The following is a 19487-nucleotide window of genomic DNA, read 5'->3' as shown; positions in this document are numbered from 1 at the left end:
ATTAGTACTATTAGTTCTATATTTTCTAACAGGCTATAAAGTATATTAGTATCATAAATTTTACTACTCAATATCTTTTTTTATTTCTACAACATCCTCAATTTTACAATTGTAATTATTGAAAATAAAATTGATGGAAATTAACTGATAAAAGTATCATTATTAATTCAACACAGTTGAACAACAAGTGAGAATACATATAGATTTGTGTAAATATATATACATTCTAGCTTGATACTATATATGTGATAATTAGTTGCATAATATCGAGAATGATCTATATTTTTATAAGTTTAAGAATTATTTTTTAGAGAGTGTATTCCATTTATTAATACTTTAGAATCTATTTTTAAATATCTAGAATACATCCAAACAATTGGACTACGAAGCCTACCTCTAGAGCAAACAATTATTATCTTTTTACTATTGTTATCGCTAATAGATAGAAGCCTATCTTTTATTTTTTTACGATTTTTTATTAAACCATATAAGACAACAATTCCTGCGATGGGTTTATTCCTGTGCAGGAAGTCATATTCTTTTTCATTAATAACAGAGATATTATGTTCTAATTTGGCTATACTACCATATTCTATCGATGTACGTACATCAACAGTTACTTCATCAACGATTTCACTATGTTTTATTAGATATTGTGGACATAATTTTTTCATGTATACATCTAAAGTCTGCATAAGTATCTCTCCTTAACTCTTTGCATAATATATTAATTTATTATACTATAAGCAAGTTCACCTTTACAGTTGTTTATTAATATAAATTTATAATTATTATAAAAATATCTTAAATATATCATAGGATTTATATGAAGCTTTTACAATTTAGAGTGGAAATCACACTCATTTAGGTTGAATGGATAGCACAAATAGTATATAAAAAACATTGATACATACACATATAATGTTAATATAAGTATATGGAGAATAAATATAGAAGAACTCAAACAACAGCAAAGGATACTACTATTAATGAAAAGCTTACAATAGATTTAAAATTACTTCCTTTCTTTTGAAATTTTCAAATAAATGAAATTATTCCTTCCCATGTAAGAAAGTGCCAAAACTAATTATTAAAAGTTAATTACAGTCAAACATATCTAAAAACAATACACAACCATCTTGTTGCAATGTTTAGTTATTCTGTAAAATATTATAATTTGACTAGTGAATAAATATACTAACAATAGCAGAACATTTATGACATGAAAAAATTGAAACAACATGGAATGTATATTCTCATTTATGTCCAAACAAACACCTAAAAATTGCACAAAAACTAGAAGATTTAAATTTATATCTTATTTTAATTAAGTTTTAAAAACCTTTACTATCTAAAAATTTTTCAATTTTTTTTTCAGAAAGTATCTCATTAGTTATAAATTCTCCATTGAAAAAAAGACTATATGTAGTAAATGGTGCAGGAGCATTTTGTGCTTCTTTTGCTGTTTCAAATTTTATAAGATTTACTTCAACACCTCTAGCATTCGCAATTTTTTTTAAAATAGGAGTATATTTTGCAGTATATGGACACTGATTACTGTAATATAAAACTATCCCATTCTCCTTTGATTTACTTTGTTTTACACAATCTTTAAAGCATGGAATAGGTGCATTATCAGTAAATGGAAAATACAATAACTCATAACTTGGTTCTGATGTATCTGCCAGATAAAATCCTTTATATTTTAAATACTTAGAATCAGATAAAAATGGTAGCTTTTTTTCAGATGAAAGTACAACTAACCCATATTTTCCTTTTGACTTTGCATCATCAATGCATTTTTGTAGTAATAAATTAGAGTATCCTTGTCCTTTAAATTTTCCAGATACCCAGAAACAATTAATATACATATAATTATCTGCAGTAATAGGACACCATGCATTTTCTGCTGGTATATATTCTATAAAAACTTTACCTCTTTCATCTAATCTTTTAAATACAAGACCTTTGTCAAAATTACTTTTCATCCAATATTTTTTAGAAGAAACACAGTTTTCTCCCTTTTTTTCAGTAATTGCACAACATACATGTTCATTATCAATATTATTTGAATTTATATCTATAATCTGCATATTACCTCTCCTTCTCTCTTTACAAAATAGTTTTCATATATATACTATATCTTTAATTGTACTATTATATATATGACACTTATATGTCATATATATTTTCATTTTATATTAAATTATTTCAAATTTATCATTATTAAATTATATGTAAAATTAAATAAATTTTTATGTTCTAACTATATTATATATGGATTGTTTTATTAATCACCTTTAAATTCAAATTTAATAAAACAATTTATATTGAAATAAATATATTTAAGGTATATAATTATAAGAAAAATTTTTAATAATAGAGGTGTTGTTTATAATGTGTGAAAAGTACCTAATAAGAGAATTAAAAGAACCTGATATTAGAAGTGCATTGAATTTAATTTGGAATGTATTTGAAGAATTTGAGTCTCCAGATTATTGTGCTGAAGGAATTAAGTCATTCCATGAATTTATAGAATATAACTCTATTATTGAAAAAGTCAAAGAAAAATCTATTTTCTTTTGGGGCTGTTTTGATTGTGAAAAGTTAATTGGGGTTTTAGCTATCAGAGACCTAAATCATATATGTATGTTATTTGTAGATAAAAATTATCACAAATGTGGTGTTGCAAAAAAATTAATGGCTATAGGTGTAAAGTATTGTACTGAAAACAGAGATGATTTAACTGAAGTAACTGTAAATTCATCCCCTTATGCTGTTGAAGTTTACCATAAATTAGGATTTAAAAATACTAATGCTGAACAGATTGTCAATGGTATACGTTTTACTCCAATGAAACTATCAATATCAAATTAATTTAACAAAGAAATATATCAAAAGCAAATCCACTTAAAGTTTTTAAAGTTGATTTGCTTTTAGATTAAATTTTTAAAGTACACTATTTTTCTTTAAGTTTTAAGTAATATACTTTGAAAGAATCTTCTAGCAAAGACATTAATATTTATTTTTTTACTTCTTATTTTCTAATCCAATCTATTAATTAAATCAACTATATTATAATTTATTGATATATATGTAATGTTGATTATTAATTCTATCATTTACATTAATATTTAGCGATATATTTAGTCATACTTTTTATGAATACCTAATAGTACAGTATCAACAGTGTCAGATAGACTTTTTATGGCTTCTTCTGAATCTAAAAGAGCTTTTCCAAGTTGCAAAGTTGAATATCCATGAATCACACTCATCAACAAATTTAATACTTCATCTATATTCTTTGTTCTTAAATTACAAGAAAGAATAAGTTTTTCTAATAGCGATTTATATTCTTCAAATATCTCTGATGTTTCTTTGTTCCCATGCCAAATAGCCCATTGAATTGTTTCATAAACCCCAGGATGAGCAATTATAAAATTAAAATATGCAATACTTACAGACTTTATAGCTGTATCTCCAGAATCACCAATAGCAACTTTCTCCATCTGTTTATTCATTTTCCTCATACCATTATGAGCAACCTCTCTCAACAAATCATCTAAGCTTTCTATATGATTATATAAAGAAGGTGTACGTATACTTAGTTTTTCTGCAACAACTTTTAAAGAAAGCTTGTTAAGCCCATCTTTATCAGCTATATCAGATGCTACCTGTATTACTATATCTCTACTAACACGCATGATTATACCTCTCTCAACTAAAATTAATTACTTTATTAGTTTAACTAATCTAATTAGCTTCGTCAACAATTAAGACTTATAAAAAACTTTATATTGAGTGCAATGTTGACAATTTAATTTTAGTTTAATATAATACTAACTATATTAGTATTATAACTAATTAAATTAGTATTATAGATAATTAAATTAGAATATTACAGTATAATTTTATAGTTTAATAGATATATCAATAGATACTATATATTAAACTGAAGGGAGATTTTTATGGAAAAGAAATATTTTCAAATTCATGGAATTCCTTCAATTCTTTGGGGAAATCCTTCAAACAAATTGTATATTTATATACACGGACAATGTGGTTATAAAGAAGAAGCCGAAATTTTTGCTAATATCGCTGTTAATCATGGATGGCAGGTTTTAAGCATTGATTTACCTAAACATGGAGAACGTAAAGAAGAAAACATTTCGTTTGACCCATGGAATGTTGTTCCAGAGTTATTAGCTATAATGAAATATGCAAAATCTAATTGGAATCAAATTGCATTATATGCAAATAGTATTGGTGCATGGTTTAGTATGTTAAGTTTTGAAAATGAGAATCTGGAAGAGTGTGTTTTTGTATCTCCAATTCTCGATATGCAACAACTTATTTCTAATATGATGCTTTGGGCAAATGTATCAGAAGAACAACTTAAACATGAACTAATTATTCCAACTTCATTTGGTCATACACTTTCATGGGAATATCTGCAATATGTCAAAAAACATCCTATTACTAAATGGAACACTACAACAAGAATACTATATGGTAAACATGACGAACTTACAGAACTAAGTGTGGTAGAGAAATTTACACGCCATTTTAATTGTAATTTAACAGTTATAGCAAACGGGGAGCATTGGTTTAATACACCAGAGCAATTAAAAGTATTAAATAAATGGACAAATACTTTATTTGAGTGAAGATAATTTCATTATTACTATTTATCTATAAATTAGAATAATTATTCTATCAATTCACTTTATCTTAATATCATTAAAATAAGCGATAATAAAGTTAAAATTATTCCAACTAGCACAATATTATTCAACATTTTAGAACTTATATTCTTTTTCATATAAACTTACCACCTTAATATTCTTATTTATATATACAATAATATTTTTATATTTTAATCAATATTTTTTTATTGAAAAACAATAAATTATATATTATAATCAATAATATAACCTATATTAAGGAGATGGTATTTATGAGTACAAAATTTTTTAGAAATATTCTAACAGTGTTTTTGTACATTATGTTAGTAAGTATGGCTGCAACAGGTATAATATTCTTATGTATGATACCCATATCTTTGTATAATTTTAGCTTTGAAAAATTGATTATTACAATTGTTAGAATTGTTTATTTTTCTGACTATTATATAGTTATTTTATTCCTAACTTTTATAATTAATAGCACTAAATACTCACCTTTTATACTTGAAAATGTTAAGAGATTTAAAATAATGGGATATTGCTTATTGATAAATACTATAATTGAATGTATCAATGGTTATAGTGTAAATGCTGGTCCTATAAAAATATTTGGAACTGATAATGGAGGAATTTCACCACTTATGGTCATCTCTTTTATCTTTTCACTAATGTGTTTTGTAATTGCTGAAACATTTAATAAAGCTATAAAAATAAAAGAAGATAACGATTTAACGATATAGAGGTGATATTATGGCAATTATAGTTAATCTAGATGTAATGATGGCAAAAAGAAAAATATCACTTAAAGATTTGGCTGAAAAAATAGATATTACAAATGCTAATTTATCAATTTTAAAGACTGGCAAAGCAAAAGCTATTAGATTCACCACTCTAAATGAAATTTGTAAAGCTTTAGACTGCCAACCAGGTGATATACTTGAATATGTAGAAGATGATTAAGAAAAGAGTGTCTAAAACACTCTTTTTGATTATCACCTATAGCTTTTATTATTTTAGTGGAACATTTAGACATGTTGCCAAATCTTTTTCAGGTGTACTAATAGGTATTAAATTAAATGTATCAACTAAGTATTGTAGTACATTTGGACTTATAAAGGCTGGTAAACTTGGCCCTAAATAAATATTTTTTATATCTAGTGATAATAATGCTAATAAATCTGCCACAGCTTTTTGCTCATACCATGATAATATTATTGAGAGAGGAAGACTATTCACATCTGTATCAAATGCATCAGCTAAAGCTAAGGCTATTCTTACTGCTGAATAAGCATCATTACATTGACCAACATCTAACAACCTAGGAAACCCCGCTACTTCACCAAAGTTTAATTTATTAAATCTATACTTTCCACATGCAAGTGTAAGAATTATACAATCTTTAGGAACTTGTTTAGCAAACTCAGTATAATAGTTTCTTCCAGGTCTTGCACCATCGCATCCTCCAATAAGGAAGAAATGTCTTATATTTCCAGATTTAACTGCATCTACTATTGCTGGTGCATTACTTAATGTAGCATTATGTCCAAATCCTACTAATATTTCATATGGTTCTTCACTTTCTTCAAACCCACCAAGTTCTAGTGCTTTATTTATTATTTCACTAAAATCTTTTTCTCCATTTTCACTTTTACCTATATATTTTACACCATCCCATCCGACGACACTAGTTGTAAAAATTCTATCTTTATAAGAATCTCTTGGTTTCATTAAGCAATTTGTTGTCATCAGTATACATCCTGGTATAGAATCAAATTCCTTCTGTTGATCTTGCCATGCTCCTCCAAAGTTCCCTACTAAATGAGTATATTTATTTAATTCTGGATATCCATGACAAGGAATCATTTCTCCATGAGTATATATATTTATCCCTTTTCCTTCTGTTTGTTTAAGTAACATTTCCAAATCTTTTAAATCATGTCCTGAAACTATTATAAAAGGTCCTTTTTTTATTTTTACATTTACCTTATGAGGTTCTGGATTTTTATAAATGGTAGTATTAGCTTCATCTAGTTTTTGCATTACAGCAACACTCATATCACCCGTCTTAAGAGTTAATGTTATTAAGTTTTCTAAAGAAATATCATCATCTGTAATTGCTGATAATGCTCTAAAATAAAATTCATCTACCTGATTATTATAATATCCAAGCTCTCTAGCCTGATGCCCATAAGCACTTATTCCTTTTAATCCATAAAGTATTGTCATTCTTAGTGAACGTATATCAGGGTTTAAACTTTCATCAAACATTATTCCAGCTCTTTTAGCATCTTCTATCATTTGACTTCTTGTTTCACTTAAATTATATTCAGCATACTCATTGTTTACAATAGGTTCTTTAATTTTTTTTCTTAATCTCTGCTTTATTTCTTGTGATTTTCTTAGCATATTTTCATGTACATCACCATCAAAATTTACATTTGTTAAAGTCGTAAATAAACTATTTTCTACAAAAGAAACTATATCTTTATCTATTTTTTCTCCATTATCTAACAAAACTTTAGCATAACAACTTATACCTTTTAATTGATAGATTAATAAGTCTTGAAGTGCTGCTATTTCTGGCGTTTTACCACAAACCCCTATTTTTGTACATCCTTTTCCACCAACAGTTTGCTCGCATTGATAACAGAACATTGAATTTTCCATATATTTATACCTCCTCTTTACCTTGTTACATAGTTTACCCATATATGTTATATATTATAAAAATAGTAAATTAAAATTGCATCTTCAAATGTACATACTATGATAAGTATTCTCTATAATGCAAGTAAGTAAATTTAAAGGTACTCCTAAATTATTTTAGATATGATTTAAAAATTTAAGTAAACTATTTTTAAATTTATTTGATTTTAAAACAAGAATGTTGAATAATAACTCATTCTAATGTATTATTGTAGTTGTAGAATAAAACTAAATCGGCAAAACTAGAGAAATTTAGTGACGCAAAGCTATAGGGACTAAGACTTATAAATTAATTTATGAGTTATGTCAGACAGTCTTAAAAATATATTTTTAAGACTAATAATAACCAAAAATGTTAACTAAAAAATATAATTGAATAGACATTCCTATTAATCTATGATATAATAATATTTGTGGTAATACACAATTAAATCAAGTATATCTTGATATAGGTTAATAGGAGTATTTTTAATGAATAATGGAATAGTGAAATGGTTTAATAATGAAAAAGGATTTGGGTTTATATCAATAGAAGGTGGAGATGATGTATTTGCTCATTTCTCAGCTATACAAACTTCAGGATTTAAATCATTAGAAGAAGGTCAACAAGTAAGCTTTGATATAGTTAAAGGCGCTAGAGGTCCTCAAGCAGAAAATATAACTATATTATAATATATAGATTTTTCGGGAAAGACTCTTTTGAGGGTCTTTTTTTATTGATAATTTAAGCAAAATCTTATTTAAATAAAAAAACTGACTGTCAGTTAAATGTCAGTCAGTTTTTTATAGTATTTTTACTCAAAAACTGATGGATTTGAGATTTTTAATAATTAATCATACTTATTAATATATAAACTTTACTCGTATACAGAATATCTCTTCCAGATTTGCTCTAAGTCATCGAAGTGCTGTTTAATATCTTCTTTTTCTTTCATACCAACAGAGATTGCAAGAGCATTTGAAATACTAAGTGCTGGAACTAGTGAATCTACAAATGAAGCCATATTACTCTTAACCAAAAGAGTATTGTCTGCAAGTGCTGCTACTGGTGCAAATAAACTATCTGTTAATGAAATTACATGTGCTCCTTTTTCCTTAGCATAATTGACAATTTGATAAGATTTTTTTGAATAACGTGGGAAACTAATTGCAACTATAACATCTTCTTCGTTTATTCTTACAATCTGTTCAAATGCATCTCCCATATCCATTCTAATTATATGGACATTATCAAGTATTATATCTAAGTAAAAACCTAGGTATTGAGCTACTACAAAAGAACTTCTCATACCAAGTATATATATTTTTCTTGCCTTTAAAAGTTTATTAGAAGCTTCCTTAAATGCTTTTTCATCAATTTCTTCTAATGTTGATCTTATATTATCTATATCACTCTTTAAAACTTTGTTCAATATTGCAAAATCATCAGAATAATCATGTGCCATTTCAACTCTTTGTACTGTAGTTAATTTATTTTTTATGAGTTCTTGAAGTGCAGCTTGTAATTTTGGATACCCACTATAGCCTAGAGCATTTGCAAACCTTACAACAGTAGATTCACTCACTCCTACAGTTTCACCTAATTTGCATGCAGTCATGAATGCAACTTTATCATAATTATTCAAAATATATTGTGCTATAAGTTTTTGCCCCTTACTTAACCTCGTGTATTGAGATTGTATATTTGATATCAAATGTTTACTATCTTTCATTTCATTTGTTTCTTCCATTTTTTTCTCCTTTTAGTTATATAAACTATTTTCTTTTTATCACTACTAATATTTTTTCTAAAAATTTTATTATTTTAGTTTTTATCTCAGCTTCTTAAACTCATAAAATTCTAACTTTTCTGTACCTTATACTTCACATAGTATTTTCGATTAAATTTATTATACCATCTTTCCTTGCATTTTTTAAGATTTATTCAATATTTCTTTTAAAATTTTCAATTTTTACTCATTTAAAAGTTAAATATTTTATTTTGCATATTTAAGTACATTACTTACTTCAAAAGTAAATTATCATATACTTATTATTTAAAGTGTTTTTAAAAGGTTACAATATATATATTAACTCTTAATAGAATCTTGTCAAGTTTTTTTTAGTGTTTATTGTGATTTTTTCTTTTCAATTAAAATCAATTGTGGTGGGTTATTGACTTGATTTAAAAATTTAGATTCTAAAACATTAAATTCATCTTGATTTAAATTATTTACAAAATTATATATACTATCTTTTTCTTCTTGCCCTCCATCATGTCCTGTATATATAGCAATACTTATTATTCCATTTTCTTTTAATATTTCTAAGCTAGACTTTATAGCTTTTAAAGTTGTATCTGGTTTAGTTATAATTAGATGTTTTGCTCTTGGAAGATATCCTAAATTAAATAAAACACATGAAACTTCTTCTTTTACATATTTATCGATATTTTCATGACCATCAAGTATTAATTTTACTCTATCTATATATCCTTCTTTTTCTAATTTTTTTCTTGTAGATTTTAGAGCTTCTTCTTGTATATCAAAAGCATATACAAAGCCTTTTTCTCCAACCTTTTCAGCCAAATACTTTGTATCATAACCATTTCCCATGGTAGCATCTATTGTTACATCACCTTTATTAATAATATTTTCTAAATAAAATTTATTTATATCTGTAATTTTAGTTAAATGTTTTGCATATGCCATAATATTATTTCTCCCTACTATTAACTTCATTTCATTTTCATGTTATTTTATTGATTTTAAATATTTTATTTCATCTTCTGTTAAGTATCTATATTCACCAACTTTTATATCTTTTAATACTATTTTCCCTACAGAAATTCTTCTTAAGTTTAAAACTGGATGATTTATAGCCTTACACATTTTTCTTACTTGTCTATTTCTTCCTTCATGTATAGTTATTTCGCATACTGAATAATTCTTTTCTTTATTTTCCTTAGTTACTCTGATTTTAGCAGGTGCTGTTGTATAATCTTCTATTTTTAGTCCTTTTTCAAAATTTTTTATTTCATCCTTATTTATAATTCCTTTTACACTTGCCACATAAGTTTTATTAATTTCATGTTTTGGATGAGTAAGTTTATATGTTAAATCTCCATCATTAGTAAGTATCAAAAGCCCACTTGTTTCATAATCTAACCTCCCTATTGGATATACTCTTTCCTTTACATCTTTTAATATATCTATTACACTTGCTCTATTAAACTGATCTTTTACAGTAGTTATATAACCTTCTGGCTTATTCAATACTATATAGACATAATTTTCGCTTGGCTTTACTGCTTTATTATCAAATTCTACTATATCTTTTTCTTCATCAATATTAAAAGATAGCTCTTTTATTATATTTCCATTTACCTTTATTCTTCCTTCAAGAATGATTTCTTCTGCTTTTCTTCTAGATGCAATTCCACAAGAAGCTATATATTTATTAATTCTCATACATAATCCTTTCTTATCTTAAATTATATGTTATTTAATATTTTTATCAACATTAATTTTGTTACATTATTATACTATACTAGACCTTAATTAAAAACAAGCCAAAAAATTATTTAATTTTCCTAAATAATTGTAATTTCTTTTCACATACTATTAATATGTAATAGCTGATTAAACACTATTTTAAGGAAGTGATTATTATTTCAAAAGAAAATGTAAAATATTATTTAATAGTCGTGTTTATTGGAATTTTATTTTTTAAATTTATTAATACTCCAGCAGATTTTATATCTAGCATTGAAGGATTATTAAGTTTTTTTAGTCCATTTTTACTAGCTATTTTACTCGCTTTGCTTTTAAATCCTCTTGTAATGCTTTTTGAAATAAAATTTAAAACACATAGGCTTTTATCCATTTTTTTATCTTATATATTGATAGGTATTATTTTAGCTTTTGGTATTAGATTACTAATTCCTTCAATAGCCAATACATTAAATAGATTAATAAATGAAATGCCTATCTACAGTGATTATATAGATAATTTTATAGAAAAAAATATGTCAAACATAGATTTTTTAAAAGCTCTAATTCCTCATATACAACACAGCTTAGATAATGCATTAAAAGAAGCTAGTAATTTTATTAGTAGAATTCCTAAAAACTTTTTAATCTATACACTTAGCATATCATCTATGCTATTTAGTATGGTAATGGGCTTTATATTATCTATATATATTATATATGATAAGGAAAAAATTGCATTAGGATTTAAAAGATTGCTATATTCTTCTACTGCTAGAAACAAAGCTGATGACATTATAGAATTTTTTAGAACTACCCATGATATTTTTTATGATTATTTAATTGGTAGAATTTTAGACTCTCTCATTATTGGTATAATTGCATTTATAGGATTTCAATTTATCATTCGAATAGAAAATGCTTTATTTTTAGCTTCAATAATATTTTTAGCAAACATAATACCTTATCTAGGGCCATTTATTGGAGCTATACCTCCAGTAGCTATGACAATTTTATACAGCCCACAAAAAACCATATGGGTTATCGTATTTATATTTATATTACAACAACTAGATGGAAATTTCATAGAGCCAAAGGTTATGGGCAAGCAAGTTGGAATAGGAGCTATATGGATAATTTCTGCGATTTTAATAGGACAGTCTCTTTTTGGCTTTATAGGTGTTTTTCTTTCAGTACCTGTAGCTGCTGTTGTAAAAACTTCTATTGACAAATATATTGACAAGAGATTGCAATAAGCTTTATCTTTTATAATTTTAAAAATTAATTATTATCTATTACATTACTATAAAAAAATGAAATTAACTCTTGGCAAAGAATATATGCTAAAAGTTAATTTCATTTTCTGATACAAAGTCTTAATTGTTTATATGTAATACTTTACATTTACTGATTATTTGAGTTCTGAGAATTTCCACTACTATCTGACCCTCCACTATTTTCTGATGAAGGTGGAGTTGGTGTCGGTGTTGGATTGCTCGTATTTGGTTTTTCTTGATTTTGAGAAGAATCATTGTTAGTTACATCTTTGTTATTGTTTGAAGTTGTATTTTTGTTTTTGGAATTAGATTTATTATTTTTACTCTTTTCACTATAGGAAGATTTCTTTGCTTCTGATTCCACTCTATACCTATCTTCTCCAGCTGTGTCTTTTGCCTTTTTCTTTCGTTCTTCCTCTGCTTCATTCTGTTCTTTTTCTAATTTAGTCAATTCCTCTTTCTTTTTAGATGCTTCATTTTTAATAACAGATGAGCCGTTTTTAATTTTCTCTATAAGCTTAAGCTCTTTAATTGCATCCGTATAATTTGTAGCTTTTTCAAATTCATCCACATTTAGCATTCTCATAGATTGCATATACATAGCTCTTGCATTTTCATTAGCGCTATCTTCTTCTAATGCAGAGGATAATGCTTCCATAGCTTTTTTATAGTCATGTTTCTCTAAATATATTTTTCCTTGCTCAGTTGAACTTATTTCATCTTTTTTATTAAATGAACATCCTACAAGAAATATAGATAATATCGATATCAATAAAATTACTCTTCCTCTCATTAAATCCCTCCTTGTCATATACTTTAAATTTTATCATAATCAGGAAGTTTTTAAAATATTTTATATTTATTACAGGAAAATTGTTAATAAAACAGAAAATAAGTAGATATGACTTGAATAACTATAACAAACTAAAAATTAGTTTAAATCTATAGATATATCGTCTAATCTACTTATTTTAAAATTTAATATTTAATTCTTCTTCTATACTTCTAAAGATAATAAGTCTTCATAACTTTGTCTTTTACAAATTATCTTGTCATCTCCATCAAATACTGACACTACTGCTGCTCTTGGTATTTTATTATAATTTGAAGACATTGAATATCCATATGCACCTGTTGATGTTGTTATAAGTACATCTCCACTTTTTATATCCATTATATCTATATCTCCAATTAATATATCTCCACTTTCACAACATTTACCAGCTATTGTTACATGGTTCATGGTTTCATGGTTAATCTTATTTACAATACTGCATTCATAATTAGCTTGATATAGTGAAGGTCTTACATTGTCTGTCATACCTCCATCTACACTTACATAAACTCTAACATCTTTTATATCTTTTATTGAACCTACTGTATACAATGTACTTCCTGCATTTGCAACTATTGACCTTCCTGGTTCTATTACCAATGTAGGTACTTCTATTCCAAGTTCTTTACAAGAATTTTCTGCTTTAGTGATTATAGTTTCACAGAATTCTCTTATAGTTTTAGGTTTATCACCTTTACTATAATAAACACCTACACCTCCGCCTAAGTCAATTTCTGTCAGCTGTATATTAAATTTTTCTTTTATTTCTTTTACTAAGTTCATCATTATATCTACTGTATCTATGTATGGTTCTACATCAAATATTTGTGAACCGATATGAGCATGAAGACCTACCAATTTAATATTTGTATAATCATTCAATTTTTCTATTGCTCTAAACAAATCTCCATTTACTAAAGCAAAACCAAATTTAGAATCTATTTGACCTGTTTTTATATAATCGTGTGTGTGAGCTTCTATACCAGGTGTTATTCTAAAATATATTTCTTGAGTTTTCTTCTTCTCTTCACATAATTTTTCAATTAAATCTAACTCATAGAAATTATCTACTACAAACTTACCTACTCCCAAATCTAATCCCATATTTATTTCTTCTTCAGTTTTATTGTTTCCATGAAAGAAAACTTTTTCCATAGGAAAATTTGATTTATAAGCTGTATATAGTTCCCCTCCTGAAACTACATCCAAACACATCTCTTCTTCATTTATAAGATTACACATATAAAGAGGAAAAAATGCCTTACCTGCATAAGCAACTTTATTTTTTCCATCTTTAGCCTTAAAATATTTTATATATTCTCTACAGTTTTGTCTTACTAAGTCTTCGTCAAATACATATAATGGAGTTTGATATTTTTTACTAAGCTCTAGACAGCTTACACCTCCAATATATAATTCATTGTCTTTTACAGTCATAGTTCCATGAAGTTTCATAATATCCTCCCTAAGTTTTATATATTAAATACTTCTGCTATTTTCTCAATAGCTACTTGTTTATCATCAGAATTTATGGCACAAGTTATACGAATTTCTGATGTAGTTATAAGTTTTACCATTATACCATTTTCATTAAATATCTTAAATACTTTAGCAGCAACTCCAGAAGTATTTTTCATACCAAGACCTACTAAAGAGAATTTAGTGATGTTATTATCAATTACTACATGTTCTTCATTTGTATATTTAGACACTATCTTTTTGCACTCTCCTAATTCTTCTTTTGGAACTGTAAATGACACACTTATTTTATCTAAAATAGGTGCAGTTTGACTTATCATATCCACACTTATTCCCATAGTTGCTATATCTTCAAATAAACTAGATATATTTTCTACTTTAAAATCTTTTATTGTTATAGAACTATCATCATCACTAGTAGCTAATCCTGTTATTACTTTATCCTCTAATTTCATGTCTTTTCCCCCTCTTATATATGTTCCTTTTACTGTACTACATGTACGTCCAACATAAATTTCAACACCATATTTTTGTGCAAGTTCTATACTTCTTGAATGCATTACTTGTGCTCCTAAACTTGCTAATTCAAGCATCTCTTCATATTCAATCTCATCAAGTTTATTTGCCTTTGCATATTTTCTTGGGTCTGTAAAATAAATTCCATCAACATCTGTATATATCTCACATTTGCCATTTAATTTAACTGCAAGAGCTACAGCAGATGTGTCTGAACCACCTCTTCCAAGAGTAGTTACATCACCATCTTCATTGATTCCTTGAAATCCAGTTACTATTACAACATTCCCTTCATCTAAACTATTCTTTATTCTATTTACATTTATATCGTCAATTTGAGATTTTCCATGAAGTCCGCTTGTTTTTATATTTAATTGATAAGCATTATAGCTTATGGCTTTACAACCAAGTGCATTTAATGCTATTGATAATAAAGATGCTGAAATCATTTCTCCAGTAGACATTAAAGCATCTAGCTCTCTTTTACTAGGTTCATTACTCAATTCTTTTGCCAAGTTTATATATTCATCTGTTGATTTTCCCATAGCAGATACAACTATTACCATTTGTGGATTTTCTTTTCTTCTTTCTATTATATTTTCTGCAATTGACTTTATTTTGTCAGTATCTGCAACTGAACTTCCTCCATATTTTTGGACAATTATACTCATGCTTTTTCCCCCTCAAGCTAAATTTTGATAAATAAAAACGCCCAAAGGTATACTTTGGACGTGTGAACTTCATAGACCAAGTAACCTTGTAGCTCACCACTTTAAAAGTGACAGCCTTATGCATATTCTGCATAAGTCCAGAAAATCTGTTTGTCAACAACTTTTCTTCGGCTATAGACCCTTTCATCAATCATCAACACTTACCAGCTACTATTGATTACTCTTGAATATAGCTACCTCTACCCTAGGCTCATTATTATTAATTAATTTATTAATATAGTTTTATCATATTCTATATAATATTGCAACAATTTTTTTACAAAATGTGGCAAATCAAAAACTTTATTTTCTAAAAATATCTTATATACAATTAAATAGTTTATTTAATCCTAAATCTATAAAATTTATACTATATTCATTATCTTCTTTCTCTAAGTCATTTAATTCAGATAAATTATCTGGTGTAACCACCAAAATATTTGGTACTCTAAAAAATGGAATTGTAGATTTATCTATTTTTCTAGAGAGATTCTCATATTTAGAAACATCTATTTCATTATTTAAATCAACATCTACTAAAACCTGCTTTATATTGCCAAATTGATCTGTATATTCAATAAATAAATCATATTTAACATCATCTACACTAACATTTCGATAAAATCTTTTTACATCACAACCTGCAGTATTAATTCTAACAACTAGTTCTGACCCTACTAGAGCCTTTATTAAATCATCTCCCTTAAAAAGCTTACTACCATTCAAATAGTAAACATATGAGAGGTCCTTATAGTTACGATAATCCACATCACATGGATATTTTTTTAGTGTATACTCACTACACATTTTTCTCAATGTTTTTTTGAAATTTTTTTTATTGTATCTTTTTTGGTCTCCATAAATCTTTCTAAATTGAGCTTCTGTAACACATCTAACCCTGCTAATTAAAAGCAATATCTCTTTTTCCATATTCGTCATAGTACATTCTCCTTGAAGTATTATTTGCAAAGTTGTACTAATATTATATTAAATTTATGACATTAAATTTACAAAGAATTAAAATAAAATAGCTAGTTTTTATAGAATTTATTTCTATAAAAACTAGCTATTAATGCACTAAACACTATCTACAGTTTTTTTACTAAGTTACACATTGCTTTGACTTTCAGAATCTTGTGAATTTGTATCTTCATTAGTTCCTGTCTCTTGTTTTGCTTTTTTATCATCAAAATTTGCAATATTTAAGTTATCAAATTCTGACATTTCAATTACACCAGAATCTTCTTTTGAATATGATATTTTAACTTTGTCTCCAACTTGAGTCAATGGTAATTCGCTAGATACTTTTGAGGTAGCTTTAAATATTATCTCTTTATTAGAATCTAAAGTTACATAGTAATTAGTATTTCCTCCTCGCACATCAGGACTTATTCTAGTTACTACACCTTCTATAACTTCATCTTTCATATCATTATCAAGCTTTAAGTCATTGCCTTTAGATTCTAATGAATCTTTATAATTTCTTAAAGCTTCATTTTTATCTTCCCCTAGACCAAGTACATTATAATCTTCAACAGATACAAAGGCTACTCTCTTTACAAGACCAGCTTTATCTTTTAAAGATGATACATATGTTGGCTGACCTAATATATTGTACATAACAGGGAATGTAGCTTCATAATTCTTTTCTTGAACATTACCTTCAGCTGATTTCATCGCAGCTGTCTCAGTTGCTCCTGGCTGCTTATACAGTTTAGCTTCTTTAGTTCTAGAGTCAACAAGCATAAATCCAATTGTAGATTCATCTCCACCAGACGATGTTATACCTGTATACCAATATGACCTATTGTCATTTCCATAGACTAGCGATGTCCCTTCTGTTGGCACTAGTACTCCCTTTTCTGATATAACAGAATTTAAAAATCCATTGACATAAACACCCCAGTCTTGAATTTGGTCTGTTACAAATTTTTGTGGTTGTATTCTATCTACCCATTTAGGTGTATTTTTAACATTATAGACATTTATTTTTCCAGTTTCTGCATCAACGGTAGCTATGCCTGTAGCATTTGCTCCTCCGTAACCAATTTTATGTTCATATAAACTTACAACCCAATAAGGTCTTCCTTCATCATTTATTTCAAGAGTAAAATCTGTCATACCAACATTTACAATACCATGTATGTATAAATGTCTTTGTAAATCTTGATGTAAATAAGCTTCTGGTTGATATACTATCTTTATTGGTTTTCCATCTATTTCTTGAACTAGTTGAACATCTTGAGGATTACTTGCTGATACCTTTACATATCCACTTGTACCACTTAAAGATGTAACCCATTTAATTATATCTCTATGCACAAGAGGTGCTACCCAGTACAACTCTCCATCTACATTTTGTATATGAAACTTTCCTAATTTTGATACACTACCTATAGCTGGAACTTCTCCAAGTTTTTTATCACCTAATTTCATTGCCATGTCTTCATCTACAAGACGAATGTCATTTACACTGACAGGACTCATATCATCAGTAAATTTACTCTCAGTCACCTTTCCTAATAAGTCTTTATAGGCTTTTGCATGAAGTACAGGTGTAGAGGCTATAAAAGGTACAACTACAACATATACAAGTAAAGCTATTGCTATTGAGAAATTATATTTAGCAAGTTTAGATGTTCTTTCATTTCTATCTAGCATCATATCTAATATTCCTGCTACAACAAAAAATATTATTCCTACTGAAAATAAAGATGTGAAGTCCAGTCTAAGTACAGGTAATTTAATAAATGCATAAATTGCTACAATTATGAGTGAAACTCCATATGTTTTAAGATATCGTTTCATTTAATACTCCTCTCTATAAAATATTATTATTACTATTATATCCATATATTTACAAAAAATAAATATTTATCATATTTATTATGTATTAAGATATCTTTATACTTTTGTACCACTATTTATTTATATTTGATTTATATCTCAAAAAAATATTATAATCATGTAAATAACTACAGAAAATCAAAAACTGAAGAAAGTGTTCTAACTAAGATTTACGAATTCTTAATCCTCTCGAAGTTAAACTACCATCTTCAGCCTAATTATTTAGCAATATTTTTATATGATAAATTTTAAAATAAATTTTTTATATGTTTGCCATTTTGGATACATAAGAATGCTGTTTAGAATTATATTCTGACAATAAACCTTCATACTCTAAAGTTAAACCATTTAAATTATAGAAATCATTTGGTGTTACTTCAAATGCTTCTTTATTCAAAATATCTATTTCACTTTTTTCTAACATATCAGCAACAAAGTTTGAACATACGTATTTATATTCAACTTTTCTGTGAATATTCATAGACAAATATATCAATGCCATTATATCATAATAGTAATCTTCTCTATAATCACTAATTAATTTTATATTTTTAAATAGATTTTCATATTGTGAATTATCTACTTCTAATGAATATACTCTACATACAGTATTTTTTCTTATAGCATATAAGCCTTGATTTATATTTTCTTCAACAAAGCCTCCAATAAATGGATTTCTTGGATTTAATCTCCCAAAAGAATACATTGGCTTTAAATTTTCATTTAATGATATTGACACATGTGTATACAGTTTTTTACTTATATTTCTTATTAAATAAGATAATACAGTTCCTGTATATGTTGTTACAATATAAATTTTATTCATCATTTCCCCCCAATCTAGTAATTAAATAATATTATACACTTACAACTTAATGTCATAAAATATTCTAACATAATAAAGGCTATTTTACAAATTTTGATTTTAAAGTGCTTTAATATTATATAAAATATAATAAAAA

19 protein-coding genes and 2 riboswitches are annotated in these 19487 nt (G+C 26.6%); of the genes, 6 read left to right on the top strand and 13 right to left on the bottom strand.

Annotated features, from left to right (window positions below; genetic code table 11):
* Window positions 1-293: 293 nt before the first annotated feature.
* Window positions 294-695, bottom strand: a complete 402-nt coding sequence (locus IR151_RS13040; RefSeq protein ID WP_227435051.1) for a hypothetical protein — start codon at window positions 693-695, stop codon at window positions 294-296.
* Between the two features lie 639 nt (window positions 696-1334).
* Window positions 1335-2093, bottom strand: coding sequence for an N-acetyltransferase (locus IR151_RS13035; RefSeq protein WP_227435049.1), 759 nt, complete (start codon window positions 2091-2093; stop codon window positions 1335-1337).
* Between the two features lie 304 nt (window positions 2094-2397).
* On the opposite strand from IR151_RS13035, the gene IR151_RS13030 reads away from it, so the two are divergent.
* Window positions 2398-2877, top strand: coding sequence for a GNAT family N-acetyltransferase (locus IR151_RS13030; RefSeq protein ID WP_227435044.1), 480 nt, complete (start codon window positions 2398-2400; stop codon window positions 2875-2877).
* Window positions 2878-3146: 269 nt separating this feature from the next.
* Here the strand turns inward: IR151_RS13030 and IR151_RS13025 are convergent, their stop codons facing one another.
* Entirely contained in the window at window positions 3147-3704 is a 558-nt protein-coding gene (locus IR151_RS13025; RefSeq protein ID WP_227435043.1) for a TetR/AcrR family transcriptional regulator, read from the bottom strand.
* A 264-nt stretch (window positions 3705-3968) separates the two neighbouring features.
* On the opposite strand from IR151_RS13025, the gene IR151_RS13020 reads away from it, so the two are divergent.
* From IR151_RS13020 to IR151_RS13010, 3 genes are all read left to right on the top strand, one after another.
* Complete coding sequence (locus IR151_RS13020; protein ID WP_227435042.1) at window positions 3969-4667, top strand: alpha/beta hydrolase; 699 nt, start codon at window positions 3969-3971, stop codon at window positions 4665-4667.
* Window positions 4668-4957: 290 nt separating this feature from the next.
* A complete protein-coding gene (locus IR151_RS13015) occupies window positions 4958-5425 on the top strand; it encodes a DUF2975 domain-containing protein (protein ID WP_227435040.1) in 468 nt (155 codons plus the stop codon).
* A gap of 10 nt (window positions 5426-5435) precedes the next feature.
* Window positions 5436-5645 carry a helix-turn-helix domain-containing protein gene (locus tag IR151_RS13010; RefSeq protein WP_227435037.1) on the top strand — a complete coding sequence of 70 codons (210 nt, stop codon included), beginning with the start codon at window positions 5436-5438 and terminating at the stop codon, window positions 5643-5645.
* A gap of 48 nt (window positions 5646-5693) precedes the next feature.
* Here the strand turns inward: IR151_RS13010 and hcp are convergent, their stop codons facing one another.
* Window positions 5694-7352 (bottom strand): hydroxylamine reductase, encoded by a 1659-nt coding sequence (gene hcp / locus IR151_RS13005; protein ID WP_227435036.1) that lies wholly within the window; start codon window positions 7350-7352, stop codon window positions 5694-5696.
* Between the two features lie 264 nt (window positions 7353-7616).
* Window positions 7617-7713: riboswitch (cyclic di-GMP riboswitch) on the top strand.
* Between the two features lie 149 nt (window positions 7714-7862).
* Between hcp and IR151_RS13000 the strand changes: the two genes are divergently transcribed.
* Window positions 7863-8063: a cold-shock protein gene (locus IR151_RS13000; RefSeq protein ID WP_021384215.1), complete on the top strand. Its 201-nt coding sequence runs from the start codon at window positions 7863-7865 to the stop codon at window positions 8061-8063.
* A 185-nt stretch (window positions 8064-8248) separates the two neighbouring features.
* Here the strand turns inward: IR151_RS13000 and IR151_RS12995 are convergent, their stop codons facing one another.
* From IR151_RS12995 to IR151_RS12985, 3 genes are all read right to left on the bottom strand, one after another.
* Window positions 8249-9121 (bottom strand): MurR/RpiR family transcriptional regulator, encoded by an 873-nt coding sequence (locus tag IR151_RS12995; protein WP_227435034.1) that lies wholly within the window; start codon window positions 9119-9121, stop codon window positions 8249-8251.
* Window positions 9122-9499: 378 nt separating this feature from the next.
* A complete protein-coding gene (locus tag IR151_RS12990; RefSeq protein ID WP_227435032.1) occupies window positions 9500-10081 on the bottom strand; it encodes a tRNA (mnm(5)s(2)U34)-methyltransferase in 582 nt (193 codons plus the stop codon).
* A 42-nt stretch (window positions 10082-10123) separates the two neighbouring features.
* Window positions 10124-10840, bottom strand: a complete 717-nt coding sequence (locus IR151_RS12985; protein ID WP_227435031.1) for a pseudouridine synthase — start codon at window positions 10838-10840, stop codon at window positions 10124-10126.
* A 191-nt stretch (window positions 10841-11031) separates the two neighbouring features.
* On the opposite strand from IR151_RS12985, the gene IR151_RS12980 reads away from it, so the two are divergent.
* Window positions 11032-12117, top strand: coding sequence for an AI-2E family transporter (locus tag IR151_RS12980; RefSeq protein ID WP_227435029.1), 1086 nt, complete (start codon window positions 11032-11034; stop codon window positions 12115-12117).
* A gap of 148 nt (window positions 12118-12265) precedes the next feature.
* On the opposite strand, the gene IR151_RS12975 is transcribed toward IR151_RS12980, so the two are convergent.
* The 6 genes from IR151_RS12975 to IR151_RS12950 all read right to left on the bottom strand — a co-directional run bounded on the left by IR151_RS12975 (window position 12266) and on the right by IR151_RS12950 (window position 19351).
* Complete coding sequence (locus IR151_RS12975) at window positions 12266-12931, bottom strand: hypothetical protein (RefSeq protein ID WP_227435027.1); 666 nt, start codon at window positions 12929-12931, stop codon at window positions 12266-12268.
* Window positions 12932-13135: 204 nt separating this feature from the next.
* On the bottom strand, window positions 13136-14428 hold the full coding sequence (gene lysA, locus IR151_RS12970) for a diaminopimelate decarboxylase (protein WP_227435026.1): 1293 nt from the start codon (window positions 14426-14428) through the stop codon (window positions 13136-13138).
* Between the two features lie 17 nt (window positions 14429-14445).
* Entirely contained in the window at window positions 14446-15639 is a 1194-nt protein-coding gene (locus IR151_RS12965) for an aspartate kinase (protein ID WP_227435024.1), read from the bottom strand.
* Between the two features lie 81 nt (window positions 15640-15720).
* Window positions 15721-15889: riboswitch (Lysine riboswitch) on the bottom strand.
* Window positions 15890-15999: 110 nt separating this feature from the next.
* Window positions 16000-16617 carry a hypothetical protein gene (locus IR151_RS12960; RefSeq protein ID WP_227435022.1) on the bottom strand — a complete coding sequence of 206 codons (618 nt, stop codon included), beginning with the start codon at window positions 16615-16617 and terminating at the stop codon, window positions 16000-16002.
* Between the two features lie 168 nt (window positions 16618-16785).
* Window positions 16786-18486 (bottom strand): hypothetical protein, encoded by a 1701-nt coding sequence (locus tag IR151_RS12955; RefSeq protein ID WP_227435021.1) that lies wholly within the window; start codon window positions 18484-18486, stop codon window positions 16786-16788.
* Window positions 18487-18787: 301 nt separating this feature from the next.
* A complete protein-coding gene (locus IR151_RS12950) occupies window positions 18788-19351 on the bottom strand; it encodes a hypothetical protein (protein WP_227435019.1) in 564 nt (187 codons plus the stop codon).
* Between the last annotated feature and the right edge of the window lie 136 nt (window positions 19352-19487).

This window comes from Clostridioides sp. ES-S-0006-03 (assembly GCF_020662275.1).
In the GTDB taxonomy this organism is placed as follows: domain Bacteria; phylum Bacillota; class Clostridia; order Peptostreptococcales; family Peptostreptococcaceae; genus Clostridioides.
This window is presented reverse-complemented; position numbering and strand designations above follow the sequence as displayed.

Excerpts from the sequence above, each read along its gene's own strand:
- IR151_RS13010 (WP_227435037.1), top strand. The coding sequence starts at position 5,436 with ATGGCAATTATAGTTAATCTAGATGTAATGATGGCAAAAAGAAAAATA.
- IR151_RS12995 (WP_227435034.1), bottom strand. The coding sequence starts at position 9,121 with ATGGAAGAAACAAATGAAATGAAAGATAGTAAACATTTGATATCAAAT.
- IR151_RS13020 (WP_227435042.1), top strand. The coding sequence starts at position 3,969 with ATGGAAAAGAAATATTTTCAAATTCATGGAATTCCTTCAATTCTTTGG.
- lysA (WP_227435026.1), bottom strand. The coding sequence starts at position 14,428 with ATGAAACTTCATGGAACTATGACTGTAAAAGACAATGAATTATATATT.
- IR151_RS13025 (WP_227435043.1), bottom strand. The coding sequence starts at position 3,704 with ATGCGTGTTAGTAGAGATATAGTAATACAGGTAGCATCTGATATAGCT.
- IR151_RS12955 (WP_227435021.1), bottom strand. The coding sequence starts at position 18,486 with ATGAAACGATATCTTAAAACATATGGAGTTTCACTCATAATTGTAGCA.
- IR151_RS13040 (WP_227435051.1), bottom strand. The coding sequence starts at position 695 with ATGCAGACTTTAGATGTATACATGAAAAAATTATGTCCACAATATCTA.
- IR151_RS13000 (WP_021384215.1), top strand. The coding sequence starts at position 7,863 with ATGAATAATGGAATAGTGAAATGGTTTAATAATGAAAAAGGATTTGGG.
- IR151_RS12975 (WP_227435027.1), bottom strand. The coding sequence starts at position 12,931 with ATGAGAGGAAGAGTAATTTTATTGATATCGATATTATCTATATTTCTT.
- IR151_RS12985 (WP_227435031.1), bottom strand. The coding sequence starts at position 10,840 with ATGAGAATTAATAAATATATAGCTTCTTGTGGAATTGCATCTAGAAGA.
- IR151_RS12965 (WP_227435024.1), bottom strand. The coding sequence starts at position 15,639 with ATGAGTATAATTGTCCAAAAATATGGAGGAAGTTCAGTTGCAGATACT.
- IR151_RS12960 (WP_227435022.1), bottom strand. The coding sequence starts at position 16,617 with ATGACGAATATGGAAAAAGAGATATTGCTTTTAATTAGCAGGGTTAGA.
- hcp (WP_227435036.1), bottom strand. The coding sequence starts at position 7,352 with ATGGAAAATTCAATGTTCTGTTATCAATGCGAGCAAACTGTTGGTGGA.
- IR151_RS12950 (WP_227435019.1), bottom strand. The coding sequence starts at position 19,351 with ATGAATAAAATTTATATTGTAACAACATATACAGGAACTGTATTATCT.
- IR151_RS13015 (WP_227435040.1), top strand. The coding sequence starts at position 4,958 with ATGAGTACAAAATTTTTTAGAAATATTCTAACAGTGTTTTTGTACATT.
- IR151_RS13035 (WP_227435049.1), bottom strand. The coding sequence starts at position 2,093 with ATGCAGATTATAGATATAAATTCAAATAATATTGATAATGAACATGTA.
- IR151_RS13030 (WP_227435044.1), top strand. The coding sequence starts at position 2,398 with ATGTGTGAAAAGTACCTAATAAGAGAATTAAAAGAACCTGATATTAGA.
- IR151_RS12990 (WP_227435032.1), bottom strand. The coding sequence starts at position 10,081 with ATGGCATATGCAAAACATTTAACTAAAATTACAGATATAAATAAATTT.